Annotated in this window: 16 protein-coding genes; 10 read left to right on the top strand and 6 right to left on the bottom strand. The window is 61.4% G+C overall.

Translation table 11 applies throughout. From position 1 onward, the window contains the following. The first annotated feature begins 3 nt into the window (after window positions 1-3). From hpaE to AC5RUO_RS00125, 7 genes are all read left to right on the top strand, one after another. The gene (gene hpaE, locus AC5RUO_RS00155) at window positions 4-1,560 is read left to right on the top strand and encodes a 5-carboxymethyl-2-hydroxymuconate semialdehyde dehydrogenase (protein WP_494009802.1); all 1,557 of its coding nucleotides are present in this window, start codon (window positions 4-6) and stop codon (window positions 1,558-1,560) included. Window positions 1,561-1,600: 40 nt separating this feature from the next. After that, window positions 1,601-2,686 carry a 3,4-dihydroxyphenylacetate 2,3-dioxygenase gene (gene hpaD, locus AC5RUO_RS00150; protein WP_494102463.1) on the top strand — a complete coding sequence of 362 codons (1,086 nt, stop codon included), beginning with the start codon at window positions 1,601-1,603 and terminating at the stop codon, window positions 2,684-2,686. Window positions 2,687-2,689: 3 nt separating this feature from the next. Then, on the top strand, window positions 2,690-3,475 hold the full coding sequence (gene hpaH, locus AC5RUO_RS00145) for a 2-oxo-hept-4-ene-1,7-dioate hydratase (RefSeq protein ID WP_354175740.1): 786 nt from the start codon (window positions 2,690-2,692) through the stop codon (window positions 3,473-3,475). Beyond that, complete coding sequence (locus AC5RUO_RS00140; protein WP_494102462.1) at window positions 3,460-4,263, top strand: HpcH/HpaI aldolase family protein; 804 nt, start codon at window positions 3,460-3,462, stop codon at window positions 4,261-4,263. The genes hpaH and AC5RUO_RS00140 overlap by 16 nt, the downstream gene beginning before the upstream one ends. Window positions 4,264-4,281: 18 nt before the next feature. Beyond that, window positions 4,282-5,787: an NAD-dependent succinate-semialdehyde dehydrogenase gene (locus tag AC5RUO_RS00135; protein WP_494102461.1), complete on the top strand. Its 1,506-nt coding sequence runs from the start codon at window positions 4,282-4,284 to the stop codon at window positions 5,785-5,787. Window positions 5,788-6,540: 753 nt separating this feature from the next. Further along, window positions 6,541-6,948: a hypothetical protein gene (locus tag AC5RUO_RS00130; RefSeq protein ID WP_494053432.1), complete on the top strand. Its 408-nt coding sequence runs from the start codon at window positions 6,541-6,543 to the stop codon at window positions 6,946-6,948. Window positions 6,949-6,967: 19 nt separating this feature from the next. Next, window positions 6,968-8,788 carry a glycoside hydrolase family 15 protein gene (locus tag AC5RUO_RS00125; RefSeq protein ID WP_494102460.1) on the top strand — a complete coding sequence of 607 codons (1,821 nt, stop codon included), beginning with the start codon at window positions 6,968-6,970 and terminating at the stop codon, window positions 8,786-8,788. Here AC5RUO_RS00125 and AC5RUO_RS00120 read toward each other — a convergent pair. The 6 genes from AC5RUO_RS00120 to AC5RUO_RS00095 form a co-directional block, all read right to left on the bottom strand. Beyond that, a complete protein-coding gene (locus AC5RUO_RS00120) occupies window positions 8,760-9,938 on the bottom strand; it encodes an HAD-IIA family hydrolase (RefSeq protein ID WP_494102459.1) in 1,179 nt (392 codons plus the stop codon). The genes AC5RUO_RS00125 and AC5RUO_RS00120 overlap by 29 nt on opposite strands. Before the next feature lie 2 nt (window positions 9,939-9,940). Continuing rightward, window positions 9,941-10,960 carry a class II fructose-bisphosphate aldolase gene (gene fbaA / locus AC5RUO_RS00115; RefSeq protein ID WP_494102458.1) on the bottom strand — a complete coding sequence of 340 codons (1,020 nt, stop codon included), beginning with the start codon at window positions 10,958-10,960 and terminating at the stop codon, window positions 9,941-9,943. Window positions 10,961-11,012: 52 nt separating this feature from the next. Further along, on the bottom strand, window positions 11,013-11,249 hold the full coding sequence (locus AC5RUO_RS00110) for a hypothetical protein (protein ID WP_494053428.1): 237 nt from the start codon (window positions 11,247-11,249) through the stop codon (window positions 11,013-11,015). 84 nt (window positions 11,250-11,333) lie between these two features. After that, on the bottom strand, window positions 11,334-11,543 hold the full coding sequence (locus AC5RUO_RS00105; RefSeq protein ID WP_494053427.1) for a hypothetical protein: 210 nt from the start codon (window positions 11,541-11,543) through the stop codon (window positions 11,334-11,336). Window positions 11,544-12,757: 1,214 nt separating this feature from the next. Further along, the gene (locus tag AC5RUO_RS00100) at window positions 12,758-14,236 is read right to left on the bottom strand and encodes an APC family permease (protein WP_494102457.1); all 1,479 of its coding nucleotides are present in this window, start codon (window positions 14,234-14,236) and stop codon (window positions 12,758-12,760) included. A gap of 333 nt (window positions 14,237-14,569) precedes the next feature. After that, window positions 14,570-14,983 (bottom strand): cupin domain-containing protein, encoded by a 414-nt coding sequence (locus AC5RUO_RS00095; protein WP_494053425.1) that lies wholly within the window; start codon window positions 14,981-14,983, stop codon window positions 14,570-14,572. Between the two features lie 424 nt (window positions 14,984-15,407). Between AC5RUO_RS00095 and AC5RUO_RS00090 the strand changes: the two genes are divergently transcribed. The 3 genes from AC5RUO_RS00090 (at window position 15,408) to AC5RUO_RS00080 (ending at window position 18,191) form a co-directional block, all read left to right on the top strand. Continuing rightward, window positions 15,408-15,788, top strand: coding sequence for a cupin domain-containing protein (locus tag AC5RUO_RS00090; RefSeq protein ID WP_494053424.1), 381 nt, complete (start codon window positions 15,408-15,410; stop codon window positions 15,786-15,788). A gap of 86 nt (window positions 15,789-15,874) precedes the next feature. Beyond that, entirely contained in the window at window positions 15,875-17,275 is a 1,401-nt protein-coding gene (locus tag AC5RUO_RS00085; RefSeq protein ID WP_494053423.1) for a trimethylamine monooxygenase, read from the top strand. Window positions 17,276-17,603: 328 nt separating this feature from the next. Beyond that, entirely contained in the window at window positions 17,604-18,191 is a 588-nt protein-coding gene (locus AC5RUO_RS00080) for a TetR/AcrR family transcriptional regulator (protein ID WP_494053422.1), read from the top strand. Window positions 18,192-18,268: the final 77 nt, after the last annotated feature.

The raw sequence follows: 18,268 nt of genomic DNA, 5'->3' as shown, positions 1-18,268 counted from the left end.
ACGATGACGACCTCCGTAGAAACCTCCCGGCACTACGTCCCCAAGGACCTGCCCGCCCATATCCAGCATTACATCAACGGCGAGTTCGTTGACTCCGTGGGCGGGAAGACCTTCGACGTCCTGGATCCTGTTTCCAACCGCAACTACGCCACCGCCGCGGCCGGCCAGAAAGAGGACATCGACCTGGCCGTTGCGGCCGCCCGCGAAGCTTTCGTGAACGGCCCGTGGCCGAAGATGAAGCCTCGCGAGCGGGCCCGCGTTCTGAACCGGATCGCTGACGCCGTCGAAGCGCAGGAAGCACGCCTGGCTGAACTGGAAACTTTCGATACCGGCCTGCCGATCACCCAGGCCAAGGGCCAGGCGCTGCGCGCGGCCGAGAACTTCCGCTTCTTCGCGGACCTGATCGTGGCCCAGTTCGACGACGCCATGAAGGTCCCCGGCTCGCAGATCAACTACGTCAACCGCAAGCCGATCGGCGTGGCCGGCCTGATCACGCCTTGGAACACCCCGTTCATGCTGGAGTCCTGGAAGCTCGCCCCGGCCCTGGCCACCGGCAACACCGTGGTCCTGAAGCCGGCCGAGTTCACGCCGCTGTCCGCCTCGCTGTGGGCCACCATCTTCAAGGAAGCCGGCCTGCCCGACGGCGTCTTCAACCTGGTCAACGGCCTGGGCGAGGAAGCAGGCGACGCACTGGTCAAGCACCCGGACGTGCCCCTGATCTCCTTCACCGGTGAGACCACCACCGGCCAGACGATCTTCCGGAACGCGGCCGCGAACCTGAAGGGCCTGTCCATGGAACTGGGCGGCAAGTCCCCCTGCGTCGTTTTCGCCGACGCCGACCTGGACGCCGCGATCGATTCGGCCCTGTTCGGGGTCTTCTCCCTCAACGGGGAACGCTGCACCGCCGGCTCCCGCATCCTGGTGGAGCGTGCCATCTACGACGAGTTCTGCGAGAAGTACGCCGCCCGCGCAAAAAACATCGTCGTCGGCGATCCCCACGATCCCAAGACCCAGGTGGGCGCCTTGGTCCACCCGGAGCACTACGAGAAGGTGGCCTCCTACGTGGAGATCGGCAAGTCCGAAGGCCGGCTCCTGGCCGGCGGCGGCCGCCCGGACCACCTGCCTGAAGGCAACTACATCGCACCCACCGTGTTCGCCGACGTCGCCCCCGACGCCCGGATCTTCCAGGAGGAGATCTTCGGACCGGTGGTGGCCATCACCCCGTTCGAGAACGACGACGAAGCCCTCGCCCTGGCCAACAACACCAAGTACGGCCTGGCCGCCTACATCTGGACCCAGAACCTGACCCGGGCGCACAACTTCTCACAGAACGTCGAGGCCGGCATGGTGTGGCTGAACAGCCACAACGTCCGCGACCTGCGTACCCCGTTCGGCGGGGTCAAGGCGTCGGGCCTGGGCCACGAGGGCGGATACCGCTCCATCGATTTCTACACCGACCAGCAGGCCGTGCACATCACGCTCGGCCCGGTTCACACTCCTAAATTTGGCCACACCCCCAATTTCGGCAGCGTCGAAGCCTCCGCCGCCAACGAAGGCTAAGAAGAACACTCCTTTACCTGCTCAAAGAAGAGAGACCATCATGACCAACTTCGTCCCCACCCCCACTGTCCCGGCACCGGACATCGTCCGCTGCGCCTACATGGAAATCGTGGTCACCGACCTCGCCAAGTCCCGCGAGTTCTACGTGGACGTCCTGGGCCTGCACGTCACCGAAGAGGACGAGAACGCGATCTACCTGCGCTCCCTGGAGGAGTTCATCCACCACAACCTGGTGCTCCGCAAGGGACCGGTCGCCGCCGTCGCCGCGTTCGCCTACCGGGTGAAGTCCCCCGCTGAGGTGGACGCCGCCGAGGCCTACTACAAGGAACTGGGCTGCCGCACTGAACGCCGCAAGGAAGGCTTCACCAAGGGCATCGGCGACTCCGTCCGCGTCGAGGACCCGCTGGGCTTCCCCTACGAGTTCTTCTACGAGACCGAGCACGTCGAGCGGCTCACCCAGCGCTACGACCTCTACTCCGCCGGCGAACTGGTCCGCCTGGACCACTTCAATCAGGTCACCCCCGACGTCCCGCGCGGCCGCAAGTACCTCGAGGACCTTGGCTTCCGCGTCTCCGAGGAAATCAAGGATTCCGACGGCGTCACGTACGCCGCGTGGATGCACCGCAAGCAGACCGTGCACGATACCGCCCTGACCGGCGGCAACGGCCCGCGCATGCACCACGTCGCGTTCGCCACGCACGAGAAGCACAACATCATCCAGATCTGCGACAAAATGGGCGCCCTGCGCATCAGCGACCGGATCGAACGCGGCCCCGGCCGGCACGGCGTCTCCAACGCGTTCTACCTCTACATCCTGGACCCGGACGGCCACCGCATCGAGATCTACACCCAGGACTACTACACCGGAGACCCGGACAACCCCACCATCACCTGGGACGTCCACGACAACCAGCGCCGCGACTGGTGGGGCAACCCCGTGGTCCCGTCCTGGTACACCGAAGCCTCCCTGGTCCTGGACCTCGACGGCAACCCCCAGCCGGTCATCGAACGCGAAGAAAAGTCCGAAATGGCCGTGACCGTCGGCGCCGACGGCTTCTCCTACACCCGCAAGGAGGGCTCGCCGGAAGGTGACCGGACGGGGTTCAAGCTGGGAGCGCAGGTCTAACCCATGCTCGAGCCGACGACGATTGAGGCCATCGCGGACGAGCTGGTGGAAGCCGGCCGGACCCGGACCCCTGTTCCCCTCCTGACGGCCCGGTACCCGGGCATGACGGTGGAGGATTCCTACGCGGTGCAGCAGTTGTGGCGCCGCCGCAACGAGGAAGCCGGCAGGACCCTGGTGGGGCGCAAGATCGGCCTCACGTCCAAGGCCATGCAGGCCGCCACGGGCATCACTGAACCGGACTATGGCGCCATCTTCGATGACATGGTCCTGGACACCGGCTGCTCGGTCCAGTGGGACCGCTACACGCATCCGCGGGTGGAGGTGGAGCTGGCGTTCGTCCTCAAGGACGGGCTCAAGGGCCCCGGCGTCACCATCTTCGATGTCCTGAAAGCCACCGATTACGTGGTCCCGGCCCTCGAGATCCTGGACTCCAGGATCGAAATGGAGGGCCGGACCATCGTGGACACCATCTCGGACAACGCCGCGATGGGTGCCATGGTGATCGGCGGGAACCCGGTCAAGCCTGATGCGGTGGACCTGCGCTGGGTCTCTGCGATCCTCTACAAGAACCAGACCGTGGAGGAAACCGGCGTCGCCGCCGGCGTCCTGGACCACCCGGCAAACGGCGTCCACTGGCTGGCCAACAAGATCGCAGCGCATGGCGATTCGCTCAAGGCCGGGGACATCATCCTGGCCGGCTCGTTCACCCGCCCCATGTGGGTCTACAAGGGCGACACCGTGCACGCCGACTACGGACCCCTGGGGAGTGTCACATGCCGCTTCGAATAGAAGACACCTTCCGCGACGCCCTTGCCGCCGCGGACCGCCCGCTGGCCGGGATGTGGGTCTGCTCCGGCAGCCCACTCATTGCAGAACTGTGCGCCGGGTCCGGCCTGGACTGGCTCCTGGTGGACGCCGAACACAGCCCCAACGGGCTCGAGTCCATCCTCGCCCAGCTCCAGGCCATCCACGGCTACCCCGTCCACGCCCTGGTCCGGCCGCCGGTGAACGACACCGTGGTGATCAAGCAGTACCTGGACCTCGGTGTGCAGAACCTGCTCATCCCCATGGTCAACTCCCTTGCCGAAGCCGAGGCCGCGGTGGCGGCCATCCGCTACCCGCCGCACGGCGTCCGCGGCGTGGGTTCGGCCCTGGCCAGGGCCGCCCGCTGGAACCGGGTGCCGGACTACCTGGCCCGGGCCAACGAGACCATCAGCGTCACGGTCCAGATCGAATCCACCGCCGCCGTGGACGCGGTCGAGGACATCCTGAAGGTCGACGGCGTGGATGCGGTCTTCATCGGCCCGTCCGACCTCGCCGCCTCCATAGGCCTGCTGGGACAGCAGGAACACCCCGAGGTGCGCGCCGCCGTCGAGCATTGCCTTGCGGCCGCGAAGTCGGCCGGGAAGCCCGCGGGCGTGAACGCCTTCAACCCGGATACCGCGCGCCACTATCTGGACCACGGCGCTGATTTCATCCTGGTGGGCGCCGACGTCGCACTCCTCGCGCGCGGCTCCGAAGCCCTCGCCGCGCAGTACATCCCCAAAGCCGGCGACGACACCCGCGCCAGCTACTGACTCTTAAGGACTTCCCCCATGACAGTTACTTCTGCGCTGCCCCCTGCCGTCTCGCCGGAGCGTGAGGCCGCGCTGCTGGCGTCGGTCCCGACCGGCCTGTTGATCAACGGGGAGTGGGTGGACGCGTCCGACGGCGGCACGTTCGACGTGGACGATCCTGCCACCGGGCAGGTACTCGCCACCCTCGCTTCCGCCACAAGCGAGGACGCCGTTGCGGCTTTGGACGCGGCCGACGCGGCGCAGGCGTCCTGGGCGCGGACCGCGCCGCGGGTGCGGGCTGAGATCCTGCGCCGGGCCTTTGACCTGGTCACCGAGCGCGCCGAGGACTTCGCGCTGCTGATGACGCTGGAGATGGGCAAGCCGCTGGCCGAGGCCCGCGGCGAGGTCACGTACGGGGCGGAGTTCCTGCGCTGGTTCTCCGAGGAAACCGTCCGGGACTACGGCCGCTACCTCACTTCTCCTGAGGGCAAGAACAAGATCCTGGTCCAGCACAAACCTGTCGGCCCCTGTCTGCTTATCACCCCCTGGAACTTCCCTCTCGCGATGGCCACCCGCAAGGTCGCACCCGCTGTCGCGGCCGGCTGCACCATGGTCCTCAAACCCGCCAAGCTCACTCCGTTGACGGCCCAGTACTTCGCGCAGACCATGCTCGACGCCGGCCTGCCATCCGGGGTATTGAACGTCGTCGCCTCCTCGTCCGCGTCGGGGATTTCCGGGCCGCTGCTGAAGGACTCCCGGCTGCGGAAGGTCTCCTTCACCGGGTCCACCCCGGTGGGCAAACGGCTGATGGCCGACGCCGCCCAGAATGTGCTCCGCACCTCAATGGAGCTCGGGGGCAACGCACCGTTCATCGTCTTCGAAGACGCCGACCTCGACAAAGCCGTCGAAGGGGCCATGGCAGCCAAGATGCGGAACATGGGCGAAGCCTGCACCGCCGCCAACAGGTTCCTCGTCCACGAATCCGTCGCCGCCGAGTTCACCCGGAAGTTCGCCGCCGCCATGGGCGCCCTGGCCACCGGCCGCGGCACCGACCCAGCCACCCAGGTGGGCCCGCTCATCGACGCCGGCGCCCGTGACGACGTCCACGCTTTGGTGAGTGCCGCCGTTGACGCCGGTGCCGTCGCTGTCACCGGTGGGGCTCCCGTGGACGGGCCAGGCTACTTCTACCAGCCCACCGTCCTGGCCAATGTCCCCAACGATGCCGCGATCCTGGGCCAGGAAATCTTCGGCCCCGTCGCCCCTGTCACTACCTTCCGAACCGAGCAAGAAGCCATCAACCTCGCCAACGCCTCCGAGTACGGCCTCGCGTCCTACCTCTACAGCCGCGACTTCAACCGGTTGCTCAGGGTAGCCGAGCAAATTGAGTTCGGCATGGTCGGGCTCAACGCAGGCGTCATCTCCAACGCCGCCGCACCCTTCGGCGGCGTCAAACAATCAGGCCTCGGCCGCGAAGGCGGCACCGAAGGCATCGCCGAATACACCACCACCCAATACATCGGCATCGCAGACCCCTACGCCGGCTGACGCCGAGTACACCGCTCCACCCGTTTCATGAGCCTCCCTGCCGTTGCGGCAGGGAGGCTCATGTGTTCCGAATACTTCTAGCGCATGCTCCCAGCATTCTTAGGTATAAACACGTGCTGGCGACCCGCTGATAAGTACTGGAGGCCGCGACCTGGTGGCGCCGCATCTCGGACTGTAAGGCGGATCAATGTGGGAGTCGATGCTCAGGGAGCTAAGAGCCGGCGTGCAGCTCTCAGGCCGCCGATCCTTCAATGCGGCGTGAGCTTCAGTTTCACGGCGTCGTACTTCTTGGACTTGGCATCGGCTTCAAGATATCGGAACAGGATCGGGTTGGACGGCGTCGCGCGGTGAGGCGTCCAACGGCGAGCCGCCCAGGCCTAGTAGCCATTCATTCAGCAAGATTAAGCCACAAAAAAGACTGGACTAGATGTTTTATAGTGCCGTAGAGTTGCTGGTACAGAGAAAGTGGTGATCGGAATCACATCTGAACTGCTTGTTTTGTCGGACAGTTCGCGTATGGATTACCTTCCGCATGACCCTCCAACAACCATGCACCAGCAAGAAAGGCAGACACGGACATGACACGAGAAGAAGCTTACGCACGATGCCCCTCGGATTCGTACGTCGAATTTTACGGCGGCCAGTGGCTCGTAGTCCCGCTTGTGCCCGTCGAGCAGCCCGACTTTTTCAGGTGCCTGCCTCGGCCGCCGCGCAATTAGAGGCAAGGAAACAAAACGGCGCAAAGGAGCACCGATGACCGCCATTATCAACGACTTGGCCGAGGGCTCGTTCGAGGACCTCCCAACGCCCCTAGCCTGCCCGGCAGCGGATTCCACTCCCCCGGTCTTGACTGTTTCGGTCAACGACGAGGCGGTGCTTGCGATTGCCCGTTGGTTGCACGACAGGGCATGCCTGTACGGGCGCCTATGCGAACTGCGCGACTTCCACGCGTTGGACAACTACGAAACCGATATCCGGGGCATGTTGGCTGCAATGGTGCAGTCCAGCGCTGAAGCTGATTGTCCGGAAATCAGCCCCTGCCGCAGTACAGCTGAACGGCAATGGTTTCAGGGAAAATGGCGGTGCACTGCTTGCCGCGGTGACGTCCGCTTCAGCGGTGGGACCGGCTGGATTCACGTTCATACTGCAGGGCAAGGCTGAAATGTGAAAAAGTGTCGACATGGCTGCACTCATAGAGGATTACGCGTTGCTTTCGGATCTTCAGACCGGTCCTCTCGTCTCCCGGGAAGGCAGCGTGGACTGGCTTTGTTTCCCGCGCTTCGATTCACCGTCTGTGTTCAGCCGGCTTGTAGGTTCTGATGAACACGGTCACTGGCTGTTAGCCCCCAGCGATTCAGGTGCTGTGGTTGTCGACCGGCATTACGTCGAATCAACGTTTGTGCTGCAAACGATGTGGGAAACTTCCGACGGACGAATCCTGGTGACGGATTTCATGCCCTTGGGAGACAGCAGTTCGTCCTTAGTCCGCCGTGTCACAGGTTTGGCCGGGAGCATGGAAATGCGGCAAGAACTCCGGATCCGGCCAGGATATTCCACTGTCCTACCGTGGATGAGCCGTGTTATCGACAGTGGGTCGACAGCATCGTTGGTTCTGTTGGCAATGGCAGGTCCGGATGCTTTCGCGCTGAGAGGCCCCCATCTGCCACAAGCCCATGCGCACGGACATGAAGGAACGTTCATCATCTCCGAGGGCGAGACGGTGGATTTCGAACTAACGTGGTTCCCTTCGCACCGCCCCTTGCCTGCAGCGACGGACGTAGATGCTGCCCTCGAAGTGGCTACCGAGTATTGGAGCCGTTGGGGAAGCCACTGCAGACAAGACGGTGCCTATGGAGGCGCGGTTAAGCGTTCGTTGTTGGTACTTCGCGCCCTCACGCACATGGAAACCGGCGGCATCGTCGCAGCGCCCACGACGTCCCTCCCCGAGGATTTCGGGGGACCGCGGAACTGGGACTACCGGTACTGCTGGTTGCGCGACGCAGCCCTGACATTGGAGTCCATGCTGACTCACGGCTATGAAACCGAGGCGCTTCAGTGGCGCAACTGGCTCCTTCGTGCCCTCGCCGGTGACCCTGAGCAAATGCAGATCATGTACGGGGTCGGGGGCGAGCGGGAACTTCCGGAACGCGAACTTACCCACCTTCCTGGCTATGCCGACTCTAAGCCAGTGCGCATTGGCAACGCCGCCGTATCGCAGTTCCAAGCAGATGTTGTTGGTGAAGTAATGGTGGCCCTGGAGAGACTGCGTATGGCCGGAGGAAAAGAAGACCATTTCTCCTGGGCACTTCAGCAGGCACTCTTGGGCTTCGTCGAAAAGCATATCGATGATAGGGACTTCGGGCTTTGGGAGATGCGCGGCGAAGCACAATACTTCACCCACTCCCGAGTCATGATGTGGGCCGCCTTCAACAGCGCGGTCCGGGCGGTACGGCTGCACGGGCTGACTGGCGATGTGGAGAAGTGGGAGCACCTTCGTGACCGGTTGCGTGAGGAGATCATGCGCGAGGGATTCAACAGGAGCATCGGCTCATTCACCCAAACCTACGGTGGAACTCAAACAGACGCGGCGTTACTGGTGATGCCCCAGGTCGGTTTCCTTCCGTACAACGACGACCACATGCTCGGCACGGTCGCACGGTTGGAACAGGAACTCCTGACCGGCGACGGCCTTTTGCTCCGCTACCGGACAGAGAGCGGCGTTGATGGTTTGGAGCCGGGCGAACACCCTTTCCTCGCATGCTCATTCTGGCTGGTGGAACAATACGCACGCACAGGTCGGCACGGCGAGGCAAAGACCTTGATGGACAAACTCGTGGGGCTCGCAAACGAGCTCGGCCTGCTGAGCGAAGAGTACGCAAGCGATGAAGGTCGGATGGCCGGTAACTTTCCCCAGGCATTCTCACACTTGACCCTCGTCAGGGCGGCCGACGCCATGCACGGGGTGGACCGACTCAGCCTGGCTGTCGAAGAACCGGATTGAACACGATCTCCGGTTTAGCGGCGGGTGCCGTATCAGCGTGGGCCGCCCACCATGCGGCGCAGGCTGCCCGCCAGCTGTTGAGGTCATCTTCAGGGCCGTTGATGCTCAGCGCGGAACCCGACACCCTGGCCACTGCCCCGCCGCAGGAGTAGGCGCCGTCCTCGGCTGTGACTGCTGGGTACTCCTCGTAGAGTTCGCGCAGGGAGCGGATCACGTAGCTTGGGCGCTCGTCTACGGGGGCAACGAGTGCCGTTTGGACTGAATCGACGCCCGTGAGGACGAGGACTGTAGCCATACCTGCGCGGTTTCCGCCCAGAATGTCGGTGTCCAGTCGATCGCCAACAACCAAAGGGCGCTTGACGCTTGAGTGGCGCGCTGCCGTCTCGAACAGGGCTGCTTCTGGTTTTCCTGCCACCAGGGGCACTTTTCCGGTGGCGGCGGTAACCGCTGCCACCAGTGATCCGTTTCCGGGAGCGAACCCCCGCTCCTGCGGAAGGGTCATGTCCAGGTTCGTAGCTACCCATGTAGCGCCCGCCGTGATCGCGTAGGCAGCTTCTGCCAGGTCTTTCCAACCGAGTTCGGGGGAAAACCCCTGAATGACTGCGTCTGGCCGGTCATCCGAAGTGGGTACGACGATGAGTCCTTGTGACCGAACGGAGTCCGCGAGGACCCGACTGCCGACGACGAGTACAGACGCACCGCGCTGAACCTCGCCAGCCAGCAGTTCTGCACCGGCCAAGGCAGATCCGAAGACCTGCTCAGCGGTGGCCGGTGCTCCTAGTTCGCGCAGATGGGCAGCAACCTCCTCGGGTGAGCGCGAAGCGTTATTGGTCACGTACGCCAGGCTTTTGCCCTCGCCGGCGAGCCTGTCGAGTGCTTCGGTGGCGCCGTCGATCGCCTGCGGTCCGGTATAGACGACGCCGTCCAGGTCCGCGAGCACCCCGTCAAAGCCGTCAATCAGCCGCTTGCCGTCTACCTCCCGCTCGCTGGCCGGCTTGGGCTGTCGCGTGGAGGGGGCGCCTTCATCCCGGTCAGCAGGAGACGGTCCAACCCGTGGCGCTGGTCTTTGACGCTTCGCAGCACATGGCTCCAACTCGGCGAGCAGGGTGACCTCGGCCTCCATGAGGTTATTCAGCTGATGGCGGTCCATGGCTACAGCTTCCTTCCGGCCGAGCCGAGCTGCTTGGTGGCCTCCACGACGCGGGCTGTGAGGCCTGCTTCTGCCGAGGCGCCCCAGACGCGGGGGTCGTAGGTCTTCTTGTTGCCCACTTCGCCGTCCACCTTCAGGACACCGTCGTAGTTCTTGAACATGTGGTCGGCCACCGGACGGGTGTACGCGTACTGGGTGTCGGTGTCGATGTTCATCTTGATGGTGCCGTAGGACACGGCGTCCGCGATTTCCTGGTCCGAGGAGCCGGAGCCGCCGTGGAACACCAGGTCGAACGGGTTTTCCTTGCCGATCTTCGCACCCACCTGGGCCTGGATGTCCTTGAGGAGCTCCGGGCGGAGCTTGACGCCGCCGGGCTTGTACACGCCGTGGACGTTGCCGAAGGTCAGCGCGGTGATGTAGCGGCCGTTCTCGCCGGCACCCAGCGCCTCAACGGTGGCCAGGGCGTCCTCAACGGTGGTGTAGAGCTTTTCGTTGATCTCGTTCTCAACGCCGTCCTCTTCACCGCCCACTGTGCCGATTTCAACCTCGAGGATCATCTTGGCGGCGGCGGTGCGTTCCAGCAGCTCGCGGGCGATGCGGAGGTTCTCCTGCAGGGTCTCGGCGGAGCCGTCCCACATGTGGGAGTTGAACAGCGGGTTGCGGCCGGCCTTGACCTCAGCCTCGGAGGCGGCCAGCAGCGGCAGGACGAAGCCGTCCAGCTTGTCCTTGGGGCAGTGGTCGGTGTGCAGCGCGATGTTCACGCCGTAGTTCTTGGCCACCTCGCGGGCGAAGGCTGCAAAGCCCAGGGAACCGGCCACCATGTCCTTGGTGGAGGCGCCGGACCAGTAGGCGGCACCGCCGGTGGAAACCTGGACGATGCCGTCGGACTCAGCCTCGGCGAAACCGCGCAGTGCGGCGTTCAGGGTCTGCGAGGAAGTCACGTTCACGGCCGGGTAAGCGAAGCCGCCTGCCTTCGCGCGGTCGATCATCTCGGAGTAGATCTCTGGGGTTGCAACGGGCATGCTGACTTCCTTGATTGGGGGGTATTCGACCGCAGTTGGACGGAATTGGGTCTTAGCTGGTGTACAGGGTGACGGGATCATCACGAACAAATAGACGGCGAGAGCCGGTGCCGTGCTCGATGACCCAGATCACCTGGCCGTTGTCGGCGCAGTCATCTACAAAGGCTGGGTAAAGGAATGAACCGTTGGACCACACTTGAACACAGTCCCCTTGCTGCAGGGTAGCCCACTCATGGACAGGCTGCTGGCCCGGGAACAAGCGCCTTCCCCCGGTTGCCTCCTTGAACATGTTCTATTCCTTCTTTTGCGCCACGGCGGTCAGCTGCGCTGTGCATCGCACGGCCGGCCCCAAAAGCCTCTGGACAAGACAGAACTAGCGAACGACTTCGTGCGTCATGCCGAATGGAACCTGGTCTGAGAGCGCGGCCGTATAGTGTCCCGGCCGGTTGCGAACGACCAAGATACCGTGATCGCCCGTAAGCATTGCCAGCTCCTGGAGCGTCTTGACGGCTTCATTGAGGCGCTCGTCCAGGACGCGGCGACTAGTGACGTGAATATCGATGGAGTCAAGGAAGGCGGTCATGGTCTTTCCTTTCTGTTTTCGCTGGGCGGGTTACCGTTGCGCCTGCCTTCGGCGAGGCTGCGGCACTCATCCCCAGGCTTTGCGGTGTGAGTGGCATCACATATCGTGTTGGCTGTAGCAAAGGTATCGCGCATAAATCATATAGTCCAGCTTTTTTAGCAGCCATTCCAATCCCTGAACGGGATTGCTCCAATTGCCGGAAGCCAGCGCGGAGTCAGCCTCGGGAGCGGCGACGGCCAGCCATGGGCCCCGCTCAAAAGGGTGGTTTAAACAATCCTAAATTGGGATTTCTCCTACTCGTTCCGGGCCGGACGATGGAGGCTTAGCCCATTCAGGAGGCAAAGTGACCGCACTGATCGCTGAACTGACCCAGATACAAACCGAGCGGCGACACCGTGCAGGCCCCAGCGAAGTCCAAGTGGTCTGTGTCCGAACTGCAGGGCGAGTGCGCAAACTGCGCGACACCCCTGGAACAGCATAGGAAACGCGATAGGGAGAGTCTGTGTGGGAAAAGTAGAGTCCGATGATCCAGTCGTTCCCGAGGTTACTGCGATGCCGTCACCAGGCCGGCCGCTTGTTCTTCTTCGCCCCGGGGAATTTGTCCAGCTATCACAAATCCCGCCACCGCGAAACCGCGACCTCGAGATACAACAACTCATCCACGACCTCGCGGTGCTGGCAGCAACGCACGGCCCGCGTTCTACCGGTATAACCTCGCCCTGAAATTTCGAGTGAAGCTGTCGGTAGCGGTCGAAAAGTGAACCATCACGTGGGGAGTGACGTCGTCGCCTCCGCCGGCGGTTCCGCTGCTTTGATTTCCCCCAAGTTTGTGGAGCTGGAACGCCAGTCAAAGGCTGCATTCAGGACATGGTGTACTTGGCTCGGAGCCAGGAAGCCCGGGAGCTCGAATCGATGCCAAGCCTCAGGCTCGCCGCGAGCCAGCTCGACGCGAATCCAGAACCGAGTCCCGTCCAGCCTCGGTCTCGGCGTCACATTTGTCCACCCTTGCGGCAGCCGAAGGCCTGGTCGCGCTTTACCCGGCTCCGGGCAAAACGCAACCAGGCACCTCGGCGATTTTCACGATGATAACTAGGTACGAAAAACTTATATTTTTCCAAAGGTCCTGAATGAGCGACGGTGTGCGAGCATCGGCATTGCGATGAGCAGTTGAAGCCGCCTGCGGTCCTAAACTTTCTTGTAGTCGTGAGTATTGCTTATGGAATTGGAAGTTTTTCGAGATCTTCGACATCGTCTGAAGAGCGAGCAGGGGATGGTTCTTGTTTCGTCCGCCTTGATTCGTGCTGAGAGTAGAACCAGATGGGTATATAGACTGCCAGTACTATAAAGCCGAGCCAGGTTGGCGCCCAGCCAATTTCCAAGCTGTTGAGATAGACGACACCGATCAGGCACAAGGGCAGATTAAACAGTCCGAAGAGCATGGCGACACGTTTCCATCCCTTGGGTGCTTTGAAGGGTCTTTCCAGGTTTGCCAATGCCGGATGTTTTTTGGCCTTGACGTAGGCGAACAGGCTGATGCCGTTGGCACAGGTGTAACCGATCGCGGCAGCCGCAAGAATTGCCGTCATGGAGCCCATCGAAATGAGGACCATGTTGAACGCTGCGGTGACGAGCAAGGCGATGAACGGGGTTCCGTGGCGGTTGGTTTTGCCAAAGATCTTGGGAAGGTTGTTCTCGGTTGACATGGAGTGCAGAGCGCGCGAGGAACCCAGGTATGCGGTTTGGATGATGAGTATCATGGCCGCAATCAACACGATGATCGTGATGGTCGTGCCCGCCCCGCCAAATACCGCTTGGGCGACTGGAATTAGGGGGGAAATCGGCTCGGCGATGACGCCGTCAACGCCAAGCACACCGATTACTGCAGCTTGCACCAGGACATATGAGAAGAAGCAGATAATGCCGCAGGCGAAGAGCGCTTTGGGAACATCTTTGGAGGGGTTTTTGTATTCAGGGCCGTAAATGGCGGCCGTTTCCCAACCGCAGGCGCTCCACTGTGCAATCGCGAAGATGCCAAAGAGAATCAGGATGTGGTGCATATCCCAGGCCCAATCAGCCGGCATCCAACTGCCGGTGATGTTGTCCAGGTCGACATGGCCGGTGGCAAAAGGCGCGACGGTCAGGATTATGAGCGGTATCAGGGAAACTGCCGCAAGGATGTAACCCAGGATGGCGCCGTCCTTGAGACCGAACCAGTTGATCACGAACAGTCCGGCGAAAATTACCAAGCCCGAGATCAACGAGAGCTGATACTCGGTGAATGTCCCAGCCAGCACCGGAAACAGCCCATGCAGGTAGCCGCCGACCAGGATGGCGAAGATTGCCAGCACCGGGTTCCAGGCAAACCAGTAGCTCCAGGCGCTGAAGCCACCGATCAGCTTGCCCTTGTCATACTTGCCCTTGTAGTTCTCAGTGCGAAATATGTGCTGGGCATAGCCCGGAAGGCCTGAGGCCTTAGGGAAGGTTGTGGCCATTTCAGCATACGCGGCGTTTTGCATGAAGCCCTGAATGACTGATAATCCCCAGACGAGGATTGCCGCGGCAGATAGATACAGTGGGATATAACCCAGCGACGGCAATATCAGCAGGGGCACGCCCAGTGAAATGGACAGCCCCTGCTTCCAGTCGATTGATCTTTTCAGGTGATTGGCTGTATCCAAGCTATTTTCACTCATAAAATTCTCCTTTGAATAGCGGTGAAAACTAAAGAATTCTGCTCGTAGGGGTGACGCGGGCACTTGCCTTTGCCAGGCACCTCTAAGTGATCAAAAGTGGGTGGCCGGGGTATGAATCACCCGTGAGGCTGAAGGGGGTTCCCGATTGTGCAGACACGAGGCGGAGATAGGGGTTGGCTGCCGCTGTTTCTTAGTTCGCAGACACCCAAGGGTCACAGGTTGAACTGCTCCAGGTGAGCCTTGGTGATTGCTCTTCCTGCCAAGCTTGATGGTTGCGTCGCCTTTGAGACGAACGCTTCGTCAGTGGTTCGACGATCTGTGTGCTACTCGGGTTTATATTTCGAAGTATCGGAAGGAGTGCGACTTCAGACCTTCGGGATTGGGTCCGTACATCGTGACCATGCGTGCGTAGACCGGGGCCCAGTATCGGCCGAGCTGGCCGGGATTAACGCGAGCTGAATCGCCCGGCTTCAGGATGACAGTCTTGCCCTCACTCTCCACGTGGAGCTCACCTTCCAGAACGAAGTTTGTCTCGCTATGCGGGTGGAAGTCTTCCCAACCGCAGGACCTCAGTTCCCACTCCGAGAGTATGAAATCATCCCAGCTGCCTACTGGATCGGCATTGATGAATCTGCAGTGCAACCGTTGCCATTCGTCCTTCATAGGCTTCATGGACTTAATCGGCCAGAAGTCGATCTTTTCCCCTGCCATAGGTGCCAAGGGCTGAGAGTTGCTGGTAGTAGCCATAGTTTTTGAACCCTTTCTTAAGGCGCGCGATTTGCCGTCCGAATGCTTCGCTGGATCCGGGGCCAGGTTGCGTCATCGTGATGTGGGTCACGGCGATGTCCACTGTGACAGGGACATCCGTTCAAGTCAATCGTTCAAAAGGATAGGTGCCCGGGCTCGAACGCCGCATCAACGAAACGTGAAAAAAGCGAACATGAACGGTTGACTTGCACGCTTGTTCATGTCACCTTTTTTGTAGCGAGCAAACGTGACTGGCATCACAGCATTTAGCTCGGGCCAGCGCCCAGGAGGCCACCCGCGAGGCTAGGGCATGTCGGCTTTTTTCGATCCCTAGAGCCCCTACAGGGGTACCAACTTGACCTTCAGGGCAATTCTGCACGGCATCACAGACCACCAGTTCTTCCCCCATTTCAAAGGAGAAATCATGGAAACCACCCTCATCGGAACGCTCAGCAAGGCCGGATCCATCCACAAGGTAGAAAGCGGCTATGTCGGCCTGCCGTCAATGAACGAACCTGGCACTGTAGCTGCCATCGGCGACTCCCTCCACAACCCGCAGGGCTCGGTCATGTCCGCCGGATTTTTTGAGCTGAAGGCTTCCGAGCCGCTGGTCTACACCTACACGTACGACGAAATGAAAGTCGTCATTAAGGGTGAGTTCATCCTCACCGATCAGCTGACGGGCGAGGTTACGCACGCAAAGGAGCGCGACGTTCTGTTCTTCCCCAAGGGCACAACAGTGAAGTTCGAGACCCCTGAGTATGCCCTGGGGTTCTTCGTCGGTGACCGCAATTTCGCTGCCTAGACCAACCAACGGGCGGTCAAGACCCGTAGCGCAACTTACACCGCCGCACACCGGCGACCTAAAACATCTTTGTAGAGGAGAAGACCATGGTATTACGAGTCGGAATCATTGGCGCCGGCCCCAGCGGCCTGGCACAACTGCGGGCGTTTGAATCAGCGCGTCAGAAAGGCGCCTCGATCCCCGAGATCACATGCTTTGAGAAGCAGGGCGAGTGGGGCGGACAGTGGAATAACAGCTGGCGGATCGGGTTGGACGGTCAGGGCGAGCCGGTGCACTCCAGCATGTACCGGCACCTATGGTCGAATGGGCCCAAGGAGTGCCTGGAGTTTTCGGACTACTCCTTTGACGAGCACTTCGGCCGTCCGATCTCCTCCTTCCCGCCGCGCGAGGTCCTCTTCGACTACATCAAGGGCCGCGTGGAAAAGTCAGACGTTCGCAAGTACGTCAAATTCAATACGGTTGCCCGCCACACCAGCTACAACGGGGCCACGCAGGAATTCACGGTGACGGTTGAGGACCTCAAAACCAACCTCACGGAGACCCATGTGTTCGACAAGCTCGTAGTGGCCACCGGCCACTTCCACGTCCCCGCCGTCCCCGAGTTCAAGGGCATCGAAACCTTCCCGGGCGAGGTTCTGCACGCCCACGATTTCCGCGGCGCCGAGCGCTTTTACGGCAAGAAGCTGCTCATGATCGGAAGCAGCTATTCCGCAGAGGACATCGGCATGCAGTCTCACAAGATGGGCGCCGCATCCATCACCCTCAGCTACCGCACGGCCCCGATGGGTTATCACTGGCCGGAGAACACGGTGGAGCGCCCGCTCGTCACCCATTTCCAGGGCCGCACAGCGTACTTTAGCGACGGTACACACGATGACTTTGACGCCGTCATCCTTTGCACCGGATACCAGCACAAATACCCGTTCCTACCCGGGGAGCTGTCGCTGAGATCACCGAACGTGCTATACCCTGGCAACCTCTACAAGGGTGTGGTGTGGCTACAGAACGACAACCTGTTCTACCTGGGCGCCCAGGACCAGTACTACACGTTCAACATGTTCGACGCGCAAGCATGGTTTGCCCGCGATGTGATGACCGGAAAGATCGACCTTCCATCCCTCACGGAGCGCAAGGCGGATATCCAGCTCTGGCTCGACCGCCAGGCCGCACTGTCCGATCACGACGCAGAAGCCGATTTTCAGACGGACTACCTGCGGGAACTCATTGAGGCAACAGACTACCCTCCCTTCGATCTGGACGCCGTCTGCCAGTTGTTCAAGGACTGGATGCACCACAAGCACGATGACATCCTGGGGTACCGCGATATGCTCCACCGTTCAGTGGTCACCGGCACCATGGCGACGAAGCACCATACACGCTGGATCAATGCAATGGATGACTCGATGGAGCGCTACCTGCACGGAGCCTCCCAGGATCTGGACAACGTGGCACCTGACGATCTCACGGAGACCGTAGCCGCCACCTAACCAAGGTCACGTGGCGTCAGGCCGTCGGCTGGGCTTACCAGGCGGCGGCCTGCCACGTGTACGAGTCAGCCCTACTACTTCTACCTCATGACCTTCGTGGCATCGACAACGGCACCTCTCGTGGGGAGGAACCAGTTCGGTTACTGCGTGGAGTGGTGGAAGTGTTTCCTAAAAGCTCTCGAAATCCGGGCAAATTATGGGCACTAAGGGAAACGAACACAAGTTCGGGTCAAGCGTTCTAGACAGGAAATGAACCTTTCACTCGCCAGGCCATAGTCTTAAGAGGTGCCCCAGGAGGGCCGCCGAACGCGAGACTGGAGAGTGAATTATGCGGGTGTCCTCAAAAGATCGAAAAGAACAGCTGATTTCAGCAACCGTGGAACTTATGAGGCGCGAGGGTGTTCAGTCTGTAACCATGCGCGCCATTGCTAAAGAGGCCAATGCTCCCTTGGCCACTGCCAATTATTGCTTTAGCGGTAAGGAAGAGCTCATGGAGGCGGCCGCCGAGGCTTGGCTAAAAAACCTGAGCAGCTTTTCCGGGGACGTCCCGGCCCACCTAGGCCTTCGTAATGCGGTGGAACAAGTGGCTAAAGGCTATTGGCGAGCACTGGAAGAAGAGCCGGGCAGTCTCCTTGCTGAGATCGAGCTCATTTTGTGGGCAACACGCGGCGCCGCCGTCAGCCCGCTGGCCGCGAAGATTTATCCTGCCTACGAAGTGGAGCTGGGAGGCATATTCTCATCGGCAGCCCAAAGCAATGGCGACGAGTGCCGTATTGGCATCCCTGAGCTCGTAAGGTCTTTCCTGATGATCTACGACGGGGCGGCCCTTCAATACCTGACCGACCCAACGGCGGCCGACCACCGCGCCTTGTTCTTCATGACGCTTGATGCACTGCTGACCAGGGCCGGCGTCTGAGGACAACTCTGCCGCTAACCGCGGCAACGCGGAGAGTCAACGACCGAAAGGGTCTCCTTGCTGGTCACCCACCGCTA

The sequence above is a fragment of the Arthrobacter sp. Y3221087 genome, from assembly GCF_059089905.1.
Note: the sequence above shows the minus strand (reverse complement) of the source record. Positions and strands in the feature narration are given on the sequence as shown.